This is a genomic window from Pseudomonas sp. 7SR1, from assembly GCF_900156465.1.
GTDB lineage: Bacteria > Pseudomonadota > Gammaproteobacteria > Pseudomonadales > Pseudomonadaceae > Aquipseudomonas.
The window spans coordinates 2,617,739-2,636,696 of sequence record NZ_LT707064.1; the positions used below are offsets into that span (position 1 = coordinate 2,617,739).

At 62.6% G+C, this 18,958-nt stretch carries 20 protein-coding genes and 1 pseudogene; 10 read left to right on the top strand and 11 right to left on the bottom strand.

Translation table 11 applies throughout. From position 1 onward, the window contains the following. Positions 1-2: 2 nt before the first annotated feature. The 4 genes from prmC to BW992_RS11950 all read left to right on the top strand — a co-directional run bounded on the left by prmC (position 3) and on the right by BW992_RS11950 (position 3,001). Positions 3-833, top strand: a complete 831-nt coding sequence (prmC, locus tag BW992_RS11935) for a peptide chain release factor N(5)-glutamine methyltransferase (RefSeq protein WP_072396824.1) — start codon at positions 3-5, stop codon at positions 831-833. Beyond that, positions 827-1,582: a molybdopterin-synthase adenylyltransferase MoeB gene (locus BW992_RS11940; RefSeq protein ID WP_072397207.1), complete on the top strand. Its 756-nt coding sequence runs from the start codon at positions 827-829 to the stop codon at positions 1,580-1,582. The genes prmC and BW992_RS11940 overlap by 7 nt, the downstream gene beginning before the upstream one ends. Continuing rightward, entirely contained in the window at positions 1,575-2,366 is a 792-nt protein-coding gene (gene murI, locus BW992_RS11945) for a glutamate racemase (RefSeq protein ID WP_072396826.1), read from the top strand. The genes BW992_RS11940 and murI overlap by 8 nt, the downstream gene beginning before the upstream one ends. Before the next feature lie 116 nt (positions 2,367-2,482). Further along, positions 2,483-3,001, top strand: a complete 519-nt coding sequence (locus tag BW992_RS11950) for an acyloxyacyl hydrolase (protein ID WP_072396828.1) — start codon at positions 2,483-2,485, stop codon at positions 2,999-3,001. A 184-nt stretch (positions 3,002-3,185) separates the two neighbouring features. On the opposite strand, the gene BW992_RS11955 is transcribed toward BW992_RS11950, so the two are convergent. The 7 genes and pseudogenes from BW992_RS11955 to BW992_RS11980 all read right to left on the bottom strand — a co-directional run bounded on the left by BW992_RS11955 (position 3,186) and on the right by BW992_RS11980 (position 8,951). Further along, positions 3,186-3,452 (bottom strand): YkgJ family cysteine cluster protein, encoded by a 267-nt coding sequence (locus tag BW992_RS11955; protein ID WP_371128612.1) that lies wholly within the window; start codon positions 3,450-3,452, stop codon positions 3,186-3,188. Then, positions 3,403-3,513: pseudogene (locus tag BW992_RS27495) on the bottom strand (hypothetical protein); the annotation flags it as partial. The pseudogene BW992_RS27495 and the gene BW992_RS11955, both read right to left, overlap by 50 nt. A gap of 6 nt (positions 3,514-3,519) precedes the next feature. Beyond that, a complete protein-coding gene (locus BW992_RS11960) occupies positions 3,520-4,290 on the bottom strand; it encodes an SDR family NAD(P)-dependent oxidoreductase (RefSeq protein ID WP_072396832.1) in 771 nt (256 codons plus the stop codon). A gap of 118 nt (positions 4,291-4,408) precedes the next feature. Continuing rightward, positions 4,409-5,869 carry a deoxyribodipyrimidine photo-lyase gene (phrB, locus tag BW992_RS11965; RefSeq protein WP_072396834.1) on the bottom strand — a complete coding sequence of 487 codons (1,461 nt, stop codon included), beginning with the start codon at positions 5,867-5,869 and terminating at the stop codon, positions 4,409-4,411. 11 nt (positions 5,870-5,880) lie between these two features. After that, a complete protein-coding gene (locus tag BW992_RS11970) occupies positions 5,881-6,819 on the bottom strand; it encodes a MerR family transcriptional regulator (RefSeq protein WP_072396836.1) in 939 nt (312 codons plus the stop codon). Next, the gene (locus BW992_RS11975) at positions 6,819-7,781 is read right to left on the bottom strand and encodes a YbgA family protein (RefSeq protein WP_072396838.1); all 963 of its coding nucleotides are present in this window, start codon (positions 7,779-7,781) and stop codon (positions 6,819-6,821) included. The genes BW992_RS11970 and BW992_RS11975 overlap by 1 nt, the downstream gene beginning before the upstream one ends. Positions 7,782-7,964: 183 nt before the next feature. Beyond that, positions 7,965-8,951, bottom strand: coding sequence for an NAD(P)/FAD-dependent oxidoreductase (locus tag BW992_RS11980; RefSeq protein ID WP_072431555.1), 987 nt, complete (start codon positions 8,949-8,951; stop codon positions 7,965-7,967). A gap of 197 nt (positions 8,952-9,148) precedes the next feature. On the opposite strand from BW992_RS11980, the gene BW992_RS11985 reads away from it, so the two are divergent. Together BW992_RS11985 and hemH are read left to right on the top strand one after the other, a co-directional pair. Continuing rightward, positions 9,149-10,054, top strand: a complete 906-nt coding sequence (locus tag BW992_RS11985; RefSeq protein WP_072396842.1) for a TIGR01777 family oxidoreductase — start codon at positions 9,149-9,151, stop codon at positions 10,052-10,054. An 8-nt stretch (positions 10,055-10,062) separates the two neighbouring features. Further along, positions 10,063-11,088 (top strand): ferrochelatase, encoded by a 1,026-nt coding sequence (hemH, locus tag BW992_RS11990; protein ID WP_076406283.1) that lies wholly within the window; start codon positions 10,063-10,065, stop codon positions 11,086-11,088. A 144-nt stretch (positions 11,089-11,232) separates the two neighbouring features. Here the strand turns inward: hemH and BW992_RS11995 are convergent, their stop codons facing one another. Together BW992_RS11995 and upp are read right to left on the bottom strand one after the other, a co-directional pair. Next, positions 11,233-12,507: a uracil-xanthine permease family protein gene (locus BW992_RS11995; protein ID WP_072396846.1), complete on the bottom strand. Its 1,275-nt coding sequence runs from the start codon at positions 12,505-12,507 to the stop codon at positions 11,233-11,235. A gap of 2 nt (positions 12,508-12,509) precedes the next feature. Next, positions 12,510-13,148 (bottom strand): uracil phosphoribosyltransferase, encoded by a 639-nt coding sequence (gene upp / locus BW992_RS12000; RefSeq protein ID WP_072431557.1) that lies wholly within the window; start codon positions 13,146-13,148, stop codon positions 12,510-12,512. A gap of 175 nt (positions 13,149-13,323) precedes the next feature. Here upp and BW992_RS12005 point away from each other — a divergent pair, with 175 nt between their 5' ends. Both BW992_RS12005 and BW992_RS12010 read left to right on the top strand, forming a co-directional pair. Continuing rightward, positions 13,324-13,881: a hypoxanthine-guanine phosphoribosyltransferase gene (locus BW992_RS12005; protein ID WP_072396850.1), complete on the top strand. Its 558-nt coding sequence runs from the start codon at positions 13,324-13,326 to the stop codon at positions 13,879-13,881. Positions 13,882-13,884: 3 nt separating this feature from the next. Then, complete coding sequence (locus tag BW992_RS12010; RefSeq protein ID WP_072396852.1) at positions 13,885-14,358, top strand: WbuC family cupin fold metalloprotein; 474 nt, start codon at positions 13,885-13,887, stop codon at positions 14,356-14,358. 10 nt (positions 14,359-14,368) lie between these two features. On the opposite strand, the gene dauA is transcribed toward BW992_RS12010, so the two are convergent. After that, complete coding sequence (gene dauA / locus BW992_RS12015; RefSeq protein ID WP_072396854.1) at positions 14,369-16,093, bottom strand: C4-dicarboxylic acid transporter DauA; 1,725 nt, start codon at positions 16,091-16,093, stop codon at positions 14,369-14,371. 186 nt (positions 16,094-16,279) lie between these two features. On the opposite strand from dauA, the gene BW992_RS12020 reads away from it, so the two are divergent. After that, positions 16,280-16,765 (top strand): hypothetical protein, encoded by a 486-nt coding sequence (locus tag BW992_RS12020; protein ID WP_072396856.1) that lies wholly within the window; start codon positions 16,280-16,282, stop codon positions 16,763-16,765. A 61-nt stretch (positions 16,766-16,826) separates the two neighbouring features. Continuing rightward, positions 16,827-17,114 carry a PA4642 family protein gene (locus BW992_RS12025; protein ID WP_072396858.1) on the top strand — a complete coding sequence of 96 codons (288 nt, stop codon included), beginning with the start codon at positions 16,827-16,829 and terminating at the stop codon, positions 17,112-17,114. A gap of 107 nt (positions 17,115-17,221) precedes the next feature. Here the strand turns inward: BW992_RS12025 and mqo are convergent, their stop codons facing one another. Continuing rightward, positions 17,222-18,730, bottom strand: coding sequence for a malate dehydrogenase (quinone) (mqo, locus tag BW992_RS12030; protein ID WP_072396860.1), 1,509 nt, complete (start codon positions 18,728-18,730; stop codon positions 17,222-17,224). Positions 18,731-18,958: the final 228 nt, after the last annotated feature.

Sequence of the window (18,958 nt, forward strand, 5' to 3'; positions counted from 1 at the left end):
CCATGACCATCATCGCCAGCGTATTACGCGCCGCCGAGTTGCCGGATTCGCCCACGCCGCGGTTGGATGCCGAATTGCTGCTGGCGGCGGCCCTGGGCAAGTCCCGCAGTTTCCTGCACACCTGGCCCGAGCGGATCGTGCCGAGCGAGGCCGCGCTGCTGTTTTCCGAATACCTGCGGCGGCGTCGTTCCGGCGAGCCGGTGGCCTACATCCTGGGACAACAGGGCTTCTGGAAGCTCGACCTGGAAGTCGCCCCTCATACGCTGATTCCGCGACCGGACACCGAGCTGCTGGTGGAAACCGCGCTGGCCTTGTTGCCGGCGACCCCGGCCAGGGTACTGGACCTGGGCACCGGCAGCGGCGCGATTGCCCTGGCCTTGGCCAGCGAACGTGCGGCCTGGACGGTGACCGCCGTCGACCGGGTGCTGGAAGCCGTGGCCCTGGCCGAGCGCAATCGTCAGCGCCTGGACCTGGGTAACGTCACGGTGCTCAGCAGTCATTGGTTCAGCGCCCTGGCCGGCCGGCGTTTCGATCTGATCATCAGCAACCCGCCTTACATTGCTGCCACCGATCCGCACCTGGTCGAAGGCGACGTGCGTTTCGAGCCGGCCAGCGCGCTGGTGGCCGGCGCGGATGGTCTCGATGACCTGCGTACCATCATTGCCCAGGCACCGGCTCATCTCGCTCCTGGCGGATGGCTGATGCTCGAACATGGATACGATCAGGCCGCCGCGGTGCGTGACCTGCTGCAGACCCAGGGATTTGCCGAAGTCCACAGTCGCAAGGACCTGGGGGGCCATGAGCGCATCAGCCTGGGGTGCATGCCGTGCTGAGCGATCAGGAGCTGTTGCGCTATAGCCGGCAGATTCTGTTGCAGCACGTCGACATCGACGGGCAGGTGCGTCTCAAGCAGAGCCGTGCACTGATCGTCGGTCTTGGCGGCCTCGGCGCCCCGGTGGCCTTGTACCTGGCCGCCGCCGGCGTCGGCGAGCTGCACCTGGCGGATTTCGACACGGTGGACCTGACCAACCTGCAACGCCAGATCATCCACGATACCGACAGCGTCGGGCTGGGCAAGGTCGATTCGGCGATGCGTCGCCTGACGGCGATCAATCCCGAGGTCCGCCTTGTGCCTCACAACACGGCCATGGACGAAGACAGTCTGGCCGCCGTGGTCGCGACCGTGGATGTCGTGCTGGACTGCTCCGACAATTTCTCCACTCGCGAAGCGGTGAACGCGGCATGTGTCAGGGCGGGCAAACCGCTTGTCAGCGGTGCGGCGATTCGACTGGAGGGACAGCTATCGGTGTTCGATCCACGTCGCCCCGAAAGCCCTTGCTACCACTGTCTCTACGGTCATGGCAGCGAAGCCGAGCTGACCTGCAGCGAGGCCGGCGTGGTCGGGCCGCTGGTGGGGCTGGTGGGTAGCCTGCAAGCCCTGGAGGCGTTGAAGCTGCTGGTCGGGTTCGGCGAACCCCTGGTGGGACGCCTGCTGTTGATCGATGCGCTGGGCTCACGCTTCCGTGAGTTGCGGGTCAAGCGCGATCCGGGTTGCAGCGTGTGTGGTAGCCAACATGCGTGACGCGCCGGTCGGGGTATTCGATTCGGGTGTCGGTGGCCTGTCGGTGCTGGGGGAGATCCGTCGGTTGCTGCCCAACGAGTCGCTGCTCTACGTAGCCGACTGCGGACATATTCCCTATGGCGAGAAAACCCCGGCCTTCATTGCACAACGCTGCGCGATCATCGCTGACTTTCTCAAGCGCCAGGGCGCCAAGGCGCTGGTGGTGGCTTGCAACACCGCGACCGTCGCCGGCGTGGCCGACCTGCGTCGCGATTATCCGGACTGGCCCATCGTTGGCATGGAGCCGGCGGTCAAGCCGGCCGCGGCTGCGACCCGCAGCGGCATCGTCGGTGTACTCGCCACCACCGGTACCTTGCAGAGTGCAAAGTTCGCCGCGTTGCTCGATCGTTTCGCCACCGATGTACGCGTGGTCACTCAACCGTGTCCCGGCCTGGTGGAACTGATCGAGGCAGGGGACCTGCACAGCCCGGCCTTGCGCCAACTGCTGCAACATTATGTCGACCCCTTGCTGGCGGCCGGCTGCGATACGTTGATCCTGGGTTGCACCCATTACCCTTTTCTCAAGCCATTGCTTGAGCAGATGGTCCCCGGGCACATCAGCCTGATCGATACCGGCGCCGCGGTGGCGCGGCAGCTTCAGCGGCTGTTGGCCGAGCGAGCATTGCTGGCCGAGGGGCCTGCCAGCGAAACCCTGTTCTGGACTAGCGCCGATCCGATACATTTAAGAAAAATCCTACCTGTACTATGGAAATCGCCCGGCGTTGTGCGAAGCTTCGACCTGTGAAGAAATCGTGAAAATTGTGTAAAAATCGCTGAACTTCTGTTTCAACGCGGATTTCTATAGCTCTGTCTGTTTGTAAGAAAAAACTAACTAAGTCTGTTCGGAAAAGGATGTTTCTAATGAAGCGCTTATTCTGCATTGCCGCACTTGCGGCTGCGTTGTTGGGGCACACTTACACTGCGCAAGCGGCAGGTGTGGAGTTTGGAATCGGCCAGACCAGCGATTCGACCATGACCTATCGCCTGGGCATGCAGTTCGACTGGGACAAAAGCTGGTTGCAAAGTGACGTGGGGCGTCTGACCGGCTACTGGAGTGGTGCCTACACCTACTGGGAAGGCGATGAGACTTCCAGTAACCACAGCCTGTCGTTCTCGCCGGTCTTCGTGTATGAATTTTCCGGTCAGAACGTGAAGCCTTATATCGAGGCCGGCATCGGCGTTGCGCTGTTCGCCAACACCGAGCTGGAAGATAACAAGCTTGGTAGTGCGTTCCAGTTCGAAGACCGCATCGGCTTTGGCCTGCGCTTCAATGGCGGGCATGAGGTGGGCATTCGCGCCACCCATTACTCCAACGCCGGTATCTCGTCGAACAACGACGGCGTGGAAAGCTACGCGCTGCACTACACCATGCCTCTGTAACGCTCGCTCAGGCTCTGTCTGAGATGTACCTGCACCCGGCCGTGCTGCATTGAAACGGGCCTTGGTACAGGTACATTCCAGACAGAGCCTGGTGAGAGCGGGCTTTCTCGCGAGGGCGGGGTATCGGTCACATCAATGCTGGCTGATCCGATGACCTCGCGGGCGAACCGTTTCTGACGACGGCCTAACGATATGCCGTCGCGATGCCCAGGCGTTCCTCGACGCATTCCGGCGCGCCCATCTCGAACTCCCTGCAGATCAACGGACGTTTCTCGTAGATCGTGCATTTCATGCTGTCGCGATCCAGTGCCGCGCACCAGCCGTCATCCAGCCGCAACATGGCTTCCCCACCCCAATCATCCATGGCAATGAAACGTGGCGGGACGCCGGTGTCGGTGATCAGCAGCACTTCCAGTCGACAGCAGCATGCCGCGCAGGTCGAGCACGTCACGGCCGGCGCAGTGAGTTCTACGAGAGGGATGGTTTTCATGGCCGGCAGTGTAAGGCAACCACGGCCTTCAAGGGCGACCCTTGATCGGTGACCACACACTGGCCTGGCAAGGGTCGGCGTCGGTTTGTCCGGCCTGGGCCGATGCGGGCAACGGCCAGAGCGCCGCCAGCGCCGCGATAGGGAGTTTCAACTCGGCAGGCCTTTCGGCGAGGTGGGCCAGGATGTAAGCGGCCGCTTCGTCCGTCGAGCCGGCAGTGGGTAATGAGCCGTCGTCCAGACACAGCGACTGATCGTCGAAGCCGGGGTGGACCAATGTCACGGCGATGCCGTCGGAGGCGAGCCTGGCGCGGGTCGTTTCGAACAGCGACCGCAACGTGCTGCCGCTGGCCTCGGTGAGTGACGGCGACAGGTAAGTCGCCGGGCTGGCGATCCCCACCAGATGGGGGAGGGTGCCGGCTTGCAACAGTGGCAAGGCCGTTTCGATGCAAAAACTGGCCATCAGCAGGTTGCTGCGTATCAGGTGTTCGATGAAAGCCTGGGGAGCGGGCTGGCCGTCGGCGTGTTCAGTGCTTCCGGCATTGAGGATGACGGTGTCCAGGGAGCCCCACTGCTGGGTGATCCGCTCGCCGATCTCGCGTACTGTCTGGCTGTCGGTCAGGTCACCAGGCACCATCAGTATCTGGTTCGGATAACGTTCGGAAAGGATTTGGCAGGGTTTACCCGAGCGTGAACTGATCGCCAGGTGCGCTCCACTTTCAAGCAGCTTAACGGCGAGCGAAGCGGCGACGCCATCACTGGCCCCCGTCAACCAATATCGCCGTGGCGGTTTCACACCCATTCCGTGCTCCTTTCGATCGGGTCGCGCCGCGTCTGATACAAGGTTTTCGCGGTGAAACCCATGTATTTAGTAAGACTATATCCTGCGTGGCGAAAACTGCATCCGCCAGGCAGGAATTTCATGTTCGATGATCGCCCTGTGGTTCCGCTGCCGCGTCCTGTCGCGTTGGCAGGTTCCTGAACGCCGCCAGCGCACGCGCTCGGGATCGGCCAAGGTCGACGATCGGAGCGGGGTAGTCCACATTGTCGAACAATCCACAGTAGGCCTTGGGGTTATGGACCTGTTGCCTGTCCAGATCGTTCAGTTCGGGTAACCAACGTTTGATGAAGGCCCCTTCGCGGTCGAATTTCTCCGATTGGCTCAGTGGATTGAAAATCCGGAACCAGGGCGCCGCGTCCGTGCCGGTGGAGGCGCTCCACTGCCAGCCGCCGTTATTGGCGGCCAGGTCGCCGTCGATCAAGTGCTGCATGAAGAAGCGCTCGCCTTCACGCCAGTCGATCAGCAGATTCTTGGTGAGGAACATCGCCACGACCATGCGCAGGCGGTTATGCATCCACCCTGTCTCCAGCAGTTGGCGCATGGCTGCATCGATGATCGGCAGCCCCGTGCGGGCCTCTTTCCAGGCAGCCAGCTCCTGCGGGGCATCGCGCCAGGCCAATGCTTCGGTTTCCGGGCGGAACGCGCGGTTCCGGGACACCCGGGGATAGCCCACCAGAATGTGTTTATAGAACTCTCGCCAAAGCAATTCATTGATCCAGGTCACAGCACCGACATTGCCGCTTTCGAACTCACCCTGGTTGGCTTGTAGCGCGGCGTGCAGGCATTGGCGTGGGGAGACCACACCGGCCACCAGGTAGGCCGAAAGCTGGCTGGTGCCGGGCCGGGCCGGGAAATCCCGGTCGCGCTGGTAGTCGTCGAGGTGCTGGTCGATGAATGCATCGAGACGCCGCCGGGCTTCGTTTTCGCCCGCGGGCCAAAGGGTGCGTAGCGCTTCGCCGGGAGGGTGAAAGCCCTCGGCACGGGTCGGTACCGGATCGCTGTCGATACCGGTTGGCGCTTGCCGGGCCGGAGTGGCGGCCAGGCTCGGCAGCGAGAGGTGCAAACGGCTGTAGCAGAGTTTGCGAAACTGGCTGAACACCTGGAAATAATTGCCGGTCCGGGTAAGTACACTACCGGGCTTGAACAGCAGCTGGTCGAGGTGGCTGTGAAATTCGATGCCCTGGGCTTTCAAGGTCCGGGCCACGTCGGCATCTCGCCGGGTTTCGTTCAGCCCATACTCTTCATTGACGTGCACCGCATCGATCTTCAGCTCGCGGCATAACCCGAGCAGCACCTGTGGCGCCTGGTCCCAACGCGCCGCAGCACGTACCAGCAACGGGATGTTCAGCTCACCCAGGTCCGCGCTCAACGAGGTGAGGTTGCGCAGCCAGAAATCGATCTTGCAGGGGGCGTCGTCGTGGCTGCGCCACTGTTCCGGACTTGGTAGATAGACTGCCACACACGGGCCTCGAGCCGTGGCGGCCGCCAGGGCGGTGTTGTCGTGCAGGCGCAGGTCGCTGCGCAGCCAGATCAGTTGCATAGGGTTTCCATTCAAAGAAGTGCCTGGCGGCGCAGTTCACGATGGGCCGATAACGGGTCTTCGGCCCAGCTGACGTTCGGCATCGCAGCTCCAGTGGATAAGCTGGCGTGGTGGATCGATGCGGCACTGCCGGCGATAATCACCGGGCAGTCGATCCCGTTCAGCAGCCTGGGCAGTTGCGACGGGTTCAAGGCGTGGCTGGAATACAGCAATACACCGCGAGCCGCGAGGCGCTCAACGGCCAAGGCCAGTTCGCCGGCAGGGATCGGTTCGTCGAATACCTCCACGGGACAATCGGTGCTGCTGGCCAGCCAGGCGGTGAGCCACAGCTGAGGGTCCAGGGGCAGGTCGGATTGATTGACCAGCAGCAACGGTGCGCCGCGCAACTGGCGGTTGTTGTGGTAGATCCGGCTGCCGAATTTGCTGCGCAGCCAGGAATGCAGGAACACACGCTCCAGTTGCGCGCCGAACTGCCCTTGCCAGCGGCGGTGCAGATCGGCCAGCAGGGGCAGCAGCAATTGCTCGCAGACGGTCCATGGCGGGTAGAGCGCCATGGCCTGGTTCACCAGGTCGTCGACCTGGCGCTCGGCCAGTTGGGTCACGGCCAGCACCAGCCCATGACGCTGGCGCTGCCAGTCGTTCTCCGGCGTTTCGGGCGGTGGTTGTGGCGTGTCGAGCAGGGGCTTGATCTTGCTCACGGCCACGCCTCGATTGATCCAGGTGACGATGGTCTGGATCCGTTCCACATGCTCGGCGCTGAACAATCGGTGGCCCTTGGGGGTGCGGTACGGCACGATCAGGCCATAGCGACGTTCCCAGGCGCGCAGGGTAATGGCGTTGACGCCGGTCTGTCGCGCCACTTCGCGTATCGGCAGCCAACCTTGGGCCAGGGCCTCGGCAAAGTCGGCTCCCAGGTCCTCGCGTGCGCTCGAATCAGGTTCACGGGCCATCAGATGGCGTTACGCAGGCTGAGGTTTTCCGGGTGCGGCTGCAAGTAGGCCTGCTGCGACAGGTACGGGTCGGGATGCAGGCGCAAGTGATGCTTGAGCAACGTCAGGGGCACCACCAGCGGTACGATGCCCTGGCGATACTGGGTAATGAGGTGTTGCACTTCCTGCTTGTCTTCGGCCCCGATGGCACGCTTGAGATAACCGCTCAGGTGCTGCAGCACATTGGTGTGGGTCCGGCGGGTGGCGCATTTTTTCAGGGCAGCCATCAGCGCGCTGAAGTAGCGCGGCCCCAGCTCGTTGGGATCGGCCTTGCCCATGCTGCCCAAAAGGTTGCCCAGGGCCTTGTATTGCACCGGGTTGTGGGCCATCAGCAGGTACTTGTAGCGCGAGTGGAATTCGATCAGGTCCCGCCGGGTCAGGTTCTTGTGGCGCAGGGGTTGCCATGCCGCGTAGGCGAATACCCGGGTCAGGAAGTTCTCCCGCAGCACCGGGTCGTTGAGGCGACCGTCTTCCTCCACCGGCAGGTCCGGATGGCGATCACAGAACGCCTGGGCGTAGATGCCCCGTCCGCCATCCTTTTGCGGGGCGCCGTCATGGCTGTAGACCTTGACCCGTTCCAGCCCGCAGGACGGTGACTTCTGCATGAAGATGTAGCCGCAGATGTCGTCCAGCTCAGCAGCCATTTGCCTGCCGTACTCGGCCAGTGGGCGCGTCACGTCCAGGTTAGGCTTCACCGTGCCGACCGCGTCGGGGTTCGCGGGATCGCCCACCAGCCGGATCGGTTCTCGCGGAATGCCCAGGCCAATGGCGACTTCCGGGCATACGGGCACGAACTCGAAATACTCCGTAAGGACACGACTGCACAGATGCGATTGTTTATGCCCGCCATTGAAACGGACTTCCTCGCCCATCAGGCAGGCACTGATGGCGATTTTCGGCTTGGCAGCGGCTTCGTTGGGCATGGGCGACCTCTGATTCATTTTCTTGTACAGAAAACTGTTCTTGTACAATTATTTCATCATAGGTTCGCTGCGGCACAAGTCAACCACTTGTGTGGATTTGCAGCAGGCGGCGGCGTCGAACAGGTTGTCGCAGATGGGCTGCTGTCTGCCTCGACAGCAGCGGGTAGCGCAGGGTGACGCGAGTTATTGCAGGCTGGCGTGCAAGCGACGCGCGGCTTCCTGGCCGCTGAGCCACGCTCCTTCGACCCGGCCCGACAGGCACCAGTCGCCGCAGACATACAGCCCCAGGTCGGCATCGGCCAGGGCGCCCCATTCGTGGCTGCCGGCGGGACGCGCGTAGAGCCAGCGATGGGCCATGCTGAAGCTGGGGGCGGGCATTGCGCTGTGCAGCAACTCGGCGAAGGCACCGTGCAGGTGTTCGATCACGGCTTCCTTGGACAGGTCGATGTGCTGCCGGCTCCACTCGCTGGTGGCATGCAGAACCCAGGTATCGAGCTTGCTGTCGCGTCCCGGCTTGCTGCGGTTGCGGGCCAGCCAGTCCAGAGGGCTGTCCTGGACGAAGCAGCCTTCCATGGGCGTATCCAGCGGCTGTTCGAATGCCAGGGCCACGGCCCAGGTCGGGTCCATCTTGACCCCGGCTGCGACCCCGGCCAGTTTCGGTGCGGTGGCGAGCAGGGCAGTGGCCTGGGGCGCGGGGGTGGCAATCACGACCTGGCCGAACGGGCCATGGGTGAAGCCTTCCGCATCCTGCAGGTGCCAGTGTTCCTGGCCGCGGAACACTTCGGTGATCCGGCAGGAGAACTGCACCTGCAATTTGCCCAGCAAGGCCCGGGTGATGGCGCTCATGCGCGGGGTGCCGACCCAGCGGGTCTGTTCGTCCGGCGAAGGGGATAGCTGCCCGCCCTGGAAGTGATAGAGCTGCGGGTTCCATTCCGCGGCCCAGCCGTTGGCTTGCCAACGCTGCACTTCGGTGACGAAGCGACGATCGCGCGCAGTGAAATATTGCGCGCCCATGTCCAGCGCACCGGCGTCGCTGCGTTTGCTGGACATGCGCCCGCCGCTGCCGTGGCTTTTATCGAAGAGTTGAACGATGTGCCCGGCCTCCGTCAGGGCCTGGGCGGCTGAGAGTCCGGCGATGCCGGTGCCGATGATTGCGATAGGTACAGTCATGAGGGCCTCGTTTAGCTTTCTGTACAGACTACGCCGTCGTTCAAAGCTGTACAATTCGGGTTTTTGGTATAAGTTTTACCGTTCGCGTTTGGACAGGTTGTCCTATTGTTAAAACACAGACCCTGTCTGATACGAAAAATCCCTGCTTATAAAAATAGACTAATGGGCCGGGTAAAACGCTCTGCGAGGATCACCTCATGCACATATTGCTGACCGGCGGTACTGGATTGATCGGGCGTCGGCTCTGCCGTCACTGGCTGGAGCAGGGACATCGTTTGACAGTATGGAGTCGTCGGCCTGAACAGGTGGCGAATATCTGCGGAGCACAGGTGCGAGGGATTGCCAGGCTCGAAGAGATCGAAGAGCCGGTGGATGCGGTGGTGAACCTCGCCGGGGCACCGATTGCCGACCGGCCCTGGAGCCACAAGCGCAAGATGCTGTTGTGGAGCAGTCGCGTCACCCTCACGGAGGTCTTGCTGGCCTGGCTGGAACGTTGCGAGCGCAAGCCCCGAGTGTTGGTTTCCGGTTCCGCGGTGGGTTGGTACGGAGACGGCGGTGAGCGGGAACTGACCGAGCAATCCGGTCCCGTGAGCGAGGACTTCGCCAGCCAGTTGTGCATTGCCTGGGAAGAAACCGCACAGCGGGCCGAGGCCATGGGGCTGCGCGTCGTACTGGTGCGCACCGGCCTGGTCCTGGCCACCGAGGGCGGCTTTTTGTCGCGGCTGCTATTGCCCTTCAAACTGGGGCTGGGCGGGCGTATCGGCAATGGTCGGCAGTGGATGCCATGGATTCATATCGACGATCAAATCGCTCTGATTGATTTTCTTCTGCATCGCGATGACGCCAGCGGTCCTTATAATGCGTGCGCGCCAAACCCGGTACGCAACCGCGATTTCACCAAGGCCCTGGGGCGGGTGCTGAATCGGCCAACGGTGGTGCCGATGCCGGAGCTGGTGCTGAAAGTCGCATTGGGAGAATTGTCATTGCTGTTGCTGGGCGGCCAGCGCGCCACGCCGGTCCGATTGCAGGCGGCGGGTTTCACTTTCCGGTTCACTGACTTGCCCGCGGCCCTGGACGACGTTGTCCGGCCGCTTCTGAAATAGGACGTTGCATGACCGATCACGCGTTGCTTCTGGTGAATCTGGGTTCGCCTGCCTCCACCTCGGTGGCCGATGTGCGCCGTTACCTCAACCAGTTCCTGATGGACTCCTACGTTATCGACTTGCCCTGGCCGGTACGGCGGCTGCTGGTGTCGCTGATCCTGATCAAGCGCCCCGAGCAATCGGCCCACGCCTATGCCTCGATCTGGTGGGATGAAGGCTCACCGCTGGTGGTGCTCAGTCGTCGGCTGCAACAGGCCATGACCGCGCAGTGGACCCAAGGGCCGGTGGAGCTGGCGATGCGTTACGGCGAGCCGTCCATTGAGTCGGCGCTGGTGCGCCTGGCCAGCCAGGGGCATAGGAAGATCACCTTGGCGCCGTTGTACCCGCAGTTCGCTGACAGCACGGTCACCACGGTGGTCGAGGAAGCGAAGCGGGTGGTGCGGGAAAAGAAGCTCGATGTGCAGTTCTCGATTCTCCAGCCGTTCTACGACCAGCCGGAATATCTGGATGCACTGGTTGCCAGCGCCAAGCCTTATCTGGAACAGGACTACGATCACTTGTTGCTCAGTTTCCATGGCTTGCCAGAGCGGCACCTGACCAAGCTCGACCCCACGGGTTTCCACTGTTTCAAGGATGCCGACTGCTGCCGGAACGCCTCGCCGCAGGTCATGGCGACCTGTTACCGCGCCCAGTGCATACGCACTGCCGAATTATTCGCCAAGCGCATGGGACTGGCGCAGGGTCGATGGTCGGTGTCGTTCCAGTCGCGGCTGGGCCGCGCCAAGTGGATCGAACCCTACACCGAAGCGCGGCTGGATGAACTGGCCAAAAGTGGTGTGAAGAAAGTGTTGGTGATGTGTCCGGCATTCGTGGCCGACTGCATCGAAACCCTGGAGGAAATCGGCGATCGTGGCCGTGAGCAGTTCCGCGAGGCGGGCGGGGAGGAGCTGGTGCTGGTGCCTTGCCTCAATGATGAGCCGCAGTGGGCACAGGCGTTGAGCACTCTCTGTGAACGGGCTCCCATAGCTTTGTGACGTTCAAGGGCCTCATCGCGAGCAAGCTCGCTCCCACATGGGATCTGCGGGGGGACACAAAGTTTGTGACCACTCGAGATCCATTGTGGGAGCGAGCTTGCTCTCGATGACTATCAGGCCGACAACGAAGTCTTCATGCCTGAGTCAGATCAGCGGCTCATCCGCCTTCTTGTGCTTCCAGCTGTCATTGCCCGGCAGGATCAGGTTCAGGGCGATTGCCACTACCGCGCACAATGCGATGCCCTTGAGGCCGAAATCGTCCGGGCCAGTGCCTGTGCCGACCAGCACGCCGCCAATGCCGAACACCAGGGTCACGGAGACGATCACCAGGTTGCGCGCCTCGCCCAGATCGATCTTGTGGCGGATCAGCGTGTTCATGCCCACCGCCGCGATCGAACCGAACAACAGGCACAGGATACCGCCCATGACCGGCACCGGGATGCTCTGCAGCAGCGCGCCGAACTTGCCGATGAATGCCAGGGCGATGGCGAAGATCGCCGCCCAGGTCATGATCTTCGGGTTGTAGTTCTTGGTCAGCATCACCGCGCCGGTGACTTCGGCATAGGTGGTGTTGGGCGGACCGCCGAACAGGCCGGCCGCGGTGGTGGCAATGCCGTCGCCGAACAGCGTGCGATGCAGGCCGGGTTTTTTCAGGTAGTCGCGGCCGGTCACGCTGCCCACGGCAATCACGCCGCCGATATGCTCGATGGCCGGTGCCAGCGCTACCGGCACGATGAACAGGATCGCTTGCCAGTTGAACGCCGGCGCAGTGAAGTTCGGCAGTGCGAACCATGGCGCGGCGGCGATCTTCGCGGTGTCCACCACGTCGAAGAAGAACGACATGGCGAAACCCACCAGCACGCCGGAAATGATCGGCACCAGGCGGAAAATGCCTTTGCCGAATACGGCGACCACCAGGGTGGTGAGCAGGGCCGGCATGGAAATCAGCATCGCGGTCTGGTAGTGGATCAGCTCGGTGCCGTCACCGGCCTTGCCCATGGCCATGTTCGCGGCAATCGGCGCCATCGCCAGGCCGATGGAGATGATCACCGGACCGATCACCACCGGCGGCAACAGCCGGTCGATGAACCCGGTGCCCTTGATCTTCACCGCCAGCCCCAGGAAGGTGTAGACGAAGCCGGCCGCCATCACGCCGCCCATGGTCTCGGCCAGGCCGAACTGGCCCTTGGCGAGAATGATCGGAGTGATGAACGCGAAACTCGATGCCAGGAACACCGGCACCTGGCGCCCGGTCACCACCTGGAACAGGATGGTGCCCAGGCCGGCGGTAAACAGTGCCACGTTGGGGTCCAGCCCGGTGATCAGCGGCATCAGCACCAGCGCGCCAAAGGCGACGAACAGCATCTGCGCACCGGACAGCACCTGGCGCCAGAGCGGATCGTTGAATTCATCCTGCATGCTCAAGCGTCCTTCTGCTTGGTGCCGAAGATCTTGTCGCCGGCATCGCCCAGGCCCGGGATGATGTAGCCATGCTCGTTGAGCTTCTGATCGATGGAGGCGGTGTAGATGGTTACGTCGGGATGGGCGTCTTCCACCGCCTTGATGCCTTCGGGCGCGGCAACCAGCACCATGGCGCGGATATCCCGGCAACCGGCTTTTTTCAGCAGGTCGATGGTGGCGACCATGGAACTGCCGGTGGCGAGCATCGGGTCGATGATCATCGCCAGGCGCTCGTCGATTTCCGGCACCAGTTTTTCCAGGTAGGTGTGGGCTTGCAGGGTCTGCTCGTTACGGGCCACGCCCACGGCGCTGACCTTGGCGCCCGGGATCAGGCTAAGCACACCCTCGAGCATGCCGATACCGGCGCGCAGGATCGGCACCACGGTGATTTTCTTGCCGGCGATTTTCTCTACCTGGACCGCACCGGCCCAGCCATCGATCTGGTAGGACTCCAGCGGCAGGTCCTTGGTGGCTTCATAGGTGAGCAGCGCACCGACTTCCTGTGCGAGCTCGCGGAAGTTCTTCGTGCTGATGTCGGCACGACGCATCAGGCCGAGTTTATGTCTGATCAGCGGATGGCGGATCTCGAGGATGGGCATGGGAAGGCTCCGGCGGCGGGCAAAAAAACCGGGCTAGATTAATCTATCCGGGGATGTTGTCCTATAGACAATACAGAACGTTAGTCCACAAACGCTTGATCTGGCCGGGCGGGATGCGTACCTTTGCCCGCTTTTCCGAACCCGTCCCTCCCTTCAACCTCCCCTGGAGAGCGCCATGTCCGCTGATCTCGAGCATATCCGTCAAATCATGCGAGAGGCTGACTGCCTGTACACCGAAGCCGAAGTCGAAGCGGCCATCGCCCGTGTCGGTGCGCAAATCAATGAACAACTGGCCGAGTCCAACCCGGTGGTGTTCTGCGTCATGAACGGCGGGTTGATTTTCTCCGGCAAGCTGCTGACCTACCTGAACTTCCCGCTGGAGGCGTCCTACCTGCACGCCACCCGTTATCGCAATGAAACCAGCGGCGGCGACCTGTTCTGGAAAGCCAAGCCGGAAGTGTCGTTCATCGATCGCGATGTCTTGATCATCGACGACATTCTCGACGAAGGGCACACCCTGGGCGCCATCATCGACTTCTGCAGGCACGCCGGTGCCCGTGCCGTGCACACTGCCGTGCTGATCGACAAGGACCACGACCGCAAGGCTCGTCCCGACCTGAAGGCTGATTTCGTGGGCCTGCCATGCGTCGACCGCTATATCTTCGGCTATGGCATGGACTACAAGGGTTACTGGCGCAACGCCAACGGTATTTTCGCTGTGAAAGGAATGTAATCGATGACCCGGCCAGGCTTTCTGGATCAGGCGTTGTTCGATGAACTGGCCGAGAAAGCCACGGCCAGTCCTCGCGGACGCCAGCACCATAATTTCCATCGCATGGAAGAGCCCTGCCACCGCATGGCCGTGGGCCTGCAGCCTTCGACCTACATCCCGCCGCATCGGCACCTGAGCGCTGACAAGGCCGAGACGCTCCTGGTACTCAGGGGTCGTCTCGGTGTGTTGATCTTCGACGAGGCCGGGGGAGTGGTGGACAAGCGCGTCCTGCAGGCCGGAGGCGATTGCCTTGGCGTCGACCTGCCGGCCGGTGTGTATCACGGCCTGGTGGTGCTGGAACCCGACAGCCTGATGTTCGAATGCAAGGCAGGCCCTTACCGGCCCGTGGGCGAAGGCGAACTGGCCCATTGGGCACCCCGTGAAGGCGAGCCCGGCGTTGTCGAGTACCAGGCCTGGATGCGCGCCCAGTTCGACTGATAGACCCAGGTCAGGCGTGGTTGGCTTGCAACCACTGCTCGCTCTTGACCCGCGCCTGCTCCAGGGTTTGCACATACGCCAGTTGGCGCCGTTCGCGATGAACGCCGGCACGGCGTAGCTTCAGGCGCACCCTGGGGGTGGTTGCCACCAGGATCAGGCCGATGTTCTGCTTGCGATAATCCTTCAGGATATTTTCAAACGCCGCCAGGGCGGTCATGTCCAGCATCGGCACCGCGGCCATGTCCACCACGACGACCCGCACATCCGGATCGAATCTGCGCAGCACGTCCAGGGCCTTTTCTGCCGCGCCGAAGAACAGCGGGCCACGAATTTCATAGCAGCGCACATGCTCGGGCATATCCAGCAAGGCTTGGTGGGCGTGACGCGGCAGCTCGGCGCTGTCGGTCAGTTCGCTCATGCGCTTGATGAACAGCCCGGCCGCCAGCAGCAGGCCGACGGCGACCGCCAGTACCATGTCGAACAGCACCGTCAGGCTCAGGCAGGTGAGCAGCACCAGCACATCACTGCGTGGGGCGATGCGCAGGGTGTGCAGTACATGTCCGGCCTCGCTCATGTTCCAGGCGACCATCACCAGCAACGCAGCCATGGCAGCCATGGGCAGGTAGCTGAACAGCGGTGCCAGCAGCAACATCGCCAGCAGCACCACGAGGCTGTGGATGATCGCGGCCAGCGGAGAGGACGCGCCGCTGCGCACGTTGGTGGCGCTACGGGCAATCGCCGCCGTGGCGGTGATGCCACCGAACAGCGGCGCAACCAGGTTGCCCAGGCCCTGGCCCATCAGTTCGGCGTTGGGGTCGTGCTTGCTGCCGGTCATGCCATCGGCCACCACGGCGCACAGCAGCGATTCGATGGCGCCGAGCATGGCAATGGCGAACGCCGGCGCCATCAATTGGCGGATCAGGTCATAGGAGAGGCCCAGTGGCTGGCCATCGCCGGCTGGCAGGTTCCACGGCCAGTCGAAGGTTGGCAGCAAGGGCGGGATGCCGGGATGGCTGATGCCATCGACCATATAGCTGAAGCGTTCGCCCAGTGTCGCGATGGGCCAGCCACCGAGCTCCAGCAGCACCCCCAGCAGCGCCCCGACGAGCAGTGCGACCAGATGCCCCGGAACGCGCGGGACCCAGCGTGGCCAGACGATCAGCACCGCCAGGCAGGTGATGCCGACAATGCCATCGCCCAGTCGTGCGCTGGGCAACGCCACGATCAGGGCGCCCAGCTGTTCGATGTAGTGCTGGGCCTGGCCGATGGTGGTCAGGCCCAGCAGGTCCTTCAATTGCAAGGTGGCAATGACCACGCCGATACCGGCGGTAAAGCCCAGGATGACCGGATAGGGAATGTACTGGATCAGCCGCCCGGCCCGCATCAGTCCCAGGGCGATCAGGATCAGGCCGGCCAGCATCGTGCACAGCAGCAGGCCACCCAGGCCGTATTGCTGGGTGATGGGAAGCAGGATCACCACGAATGCCGCTGTTGGCCCGCTCACGTTGAAGCGCGAGCCGCCGGTCAGGGCAATCAGCGGTGCCGCTACCAGTACGGTGTACAAGCCATGCTGCGGTGGCACGCCGACGGCGATTGCCAACGCCATGGCCAGGGGGATGGCGATGATGCCGACCGTCAGCCCGGCCACCAGGTCGCCACGCAGGCGCTCGAGGGTATAACCGGTGCGCCAGGCCTGGCGCCAGGCAGCGAACAAGGGCGGGGCGGAGAAAGACATAGGCACTCCACTAACTGAACGGGACGCATCTGGACCTGCCGGACACCAGTCCCTGGCCACGATGAAACCAAGGCTGATGGCCATCTGAGTATGCCGCGCCGGAGCCCCGGATGTATTGACCCGGCTCGCTTATTTTTATCGTTCCTGCTCATGCTAGAGTGCCGGGCCAAGACCTCGGAGCCTGACATGAGAGTATCGATCCGCCGCTGCGCCGTTCCGCTGTTGATATCCAGCCTGCCCCTGGCGGTGGTCGCCGCGCCGATGCACAGCCAGTTCCTGCCGCCTGACGACCTGGTGGTGCGCCAGGAACAGCCCGAACAACAGCAACTGCTGCAGGTCACCGAGTACTCGGTGGTGCTGGGCAACCAGCGGCAATCCAACCAGCAACCGATACCGGTGACCTCGCCACTGCTGGTTCGCCTCAAGGGCAAGCCCCTGAACAAGGGCGCCACCATCAGCCAGGTGATCCTCAATTTCGATGGCGAAAGCAAAAGCCTGAAGAAACCGCTCTTCGACGAAGCGAGCAAGACCCTGACCCTGTCTTATCCACAGGCCCAGTATCGGGTGGTCATCGATCTGTTGCGCAACGACACGGTCTACGTGCAGTTTCTGACCTACGCCAATGGTCATATCTGGGCCGACCTGCACACCGGCACCGAACGCTCGCGTTGAGCCCTGGGGCCCGCCGGGGGTAAACTGCCCGCCCCGTGAACTGTGCGAGCTGGAGCCGGCAATGCGTAAAGACAAGAAACAGGTGATTGGTGACGAGATTGGCGACGAACAGATCAAACTGTTCCTCAACTTCGAACCGGCCGATGCCACCTCGCCGTCGCTGCACAAACTGATCAAGGGCTATCGCGGTCTGCGGGTCGACGATTTCGAGCGCTTCCTGACCTTCTTCGTCGAAGCCGGCTATGACCTCGATGGCAAGGACGAACATGGCAACGATTTCGTCGCGTTGATCAAGGACCAGCGCAACGCCGAGGAATACATCGAGTTGTTCAACAAGGCGCGCGGTTGACTGGCCGAGGGGCTGCCTGGCGGACCAGCGGGCGCCATCCCAAGCTTCTCCCATAAAAAAACGCCCCGTATTCATGGAGTACGGGGCGTTTTTTTCATGCGGACCAATCAAGCGTAGCTTGGGGTCTCGCTGTTTTCTTCAACCAGTTCCAGTGCGACGTTGTTCTGCGCATTGACCTTGCGATACAGCGCCGCGTCGGTCTCCAGCACTTTTTCCCGGGCCGGGAAGATTTCCGCGAGCTTGGCGGCCCATTCGCCCTTGGCCTTCTCGGGGAAGCAGCGCTCGATCAGTTCCAGCATGATCGAAACGGTCACCGAAGCACCCGGCGATGCGCCCAGCAGGGCGGCGATGGTGCCGTCCTTGGCCGCCACCAGTTCGGTGCCGAATTGCAGGACGCCACCTTTCTTCGGGTCTTTCTTGATGATCTGCACTCGCTGGCCGGCCACTTCCAGGCGCCAGTCCTCGGCTTTCGCCTCGGGATAGAAACGACGCAGGGCTTCCAGGCGCTGCTCCATGGACTGCATCACTTCGCTGATCAGGTACTTGGTCAGGTCCATGTTGTCACGTGCCACGGCCAGCATCGGCCCGATGTTGCCGGCGCGCACCGACAGTGGCAGGTCCATGATCGAACCGTGCTTGAGGAACTTGGTGGTGAAGCCGGCGTACGGCCCGAACAGCAGGGATTTCTTGCCGTCGACCACGCGGGTGTCCAGGTGCGGTACCGACATGGGAGGCGAGCCCACGGCGGCCTGGCTGTAGACCTTGGCCTGGTGGTGCTTGACCACGTCCGGGTTGTCGCAACGCAGCCACTGGCCGCTGACCGGGAAGCCGCCGAAGCCCTTGCTTTCCTCGATGCCCGAGGCTTGCAGCAACGGCAGCGCCGCGCCGCCGGCGCCCAGGAAGACGAACCTGGCATCGACTTCACGAGTGCTGCCGGAATTGACGTCCTTGATGCTGACCGTCCAGCCGGCGCCATTGCGCTTGAGGCCGGTCACCCGCTTGCAGTACTTGACCTGGGCGTCCGGGGCACTGGTCAGGTGCTGGAGCAACTGATTGGTCAGGGCGCCGAAGTTGACGTCGGTGCCGTTCATGACCCGGGTGGCGGCGATGACTTCGTCGTCCGGCCGGCCGGGCATCATCAACGGCATCCACTCGGCCATCTTGGCCTTGTCCTCGGTGTATTCCATGTCGGCGAAGGCGTGATGCTGCTTCAACAGTTCGAAGCGCTTCTTCAGGAACGCCACGCCTTTCTCGCCCTGCACGAAGCTCAGGTGCGGCACCGGTGCGATGAAGGACCTGGACGAGCCGAACGTGCCCTTGCGGGTCAGGTAGGTCCAGAACTGCTTCGACACCTCGAACTGGGCGTTGATATGCACGGCTTTCTTGATGTCGATACTGCCATCGGCCGCCTGGGGGGTGTAGTTCAGCTCACACAGCCCGGCGTGGCCGGTACCGGCGTTGTTCCAGGGGTTGGAACTCTCCGCGGCACCGGAATCCATCAGCTCGACGACTTCCAGCGAAATCGCGGGGTCGAGCTCCTTGAGCAGCACGGCCAGGGTGGCACTCATGATGCCGGCCCCTACCAGAACTACATCGACTGCTTCGTTATGCGCCATTTAACGCGTCTCCAAAATCTGCAGCACCAAATTGTCGGCATAGCGGCCAGGAGTGGCGGGGCAAGGTCAGTTGCGCCCCAGGTACCCATGGCCAGGATCGCCATGTCCGAATCTTCGCAATTCATTCGCAACACTGCGGATGCATGCAGCCTGGCCTCAAGAGTCATATGAACTCATTTAAGCGCCGGGCAGGCAATTCGACTTATGGCCGAGACATCCACTCGTGCA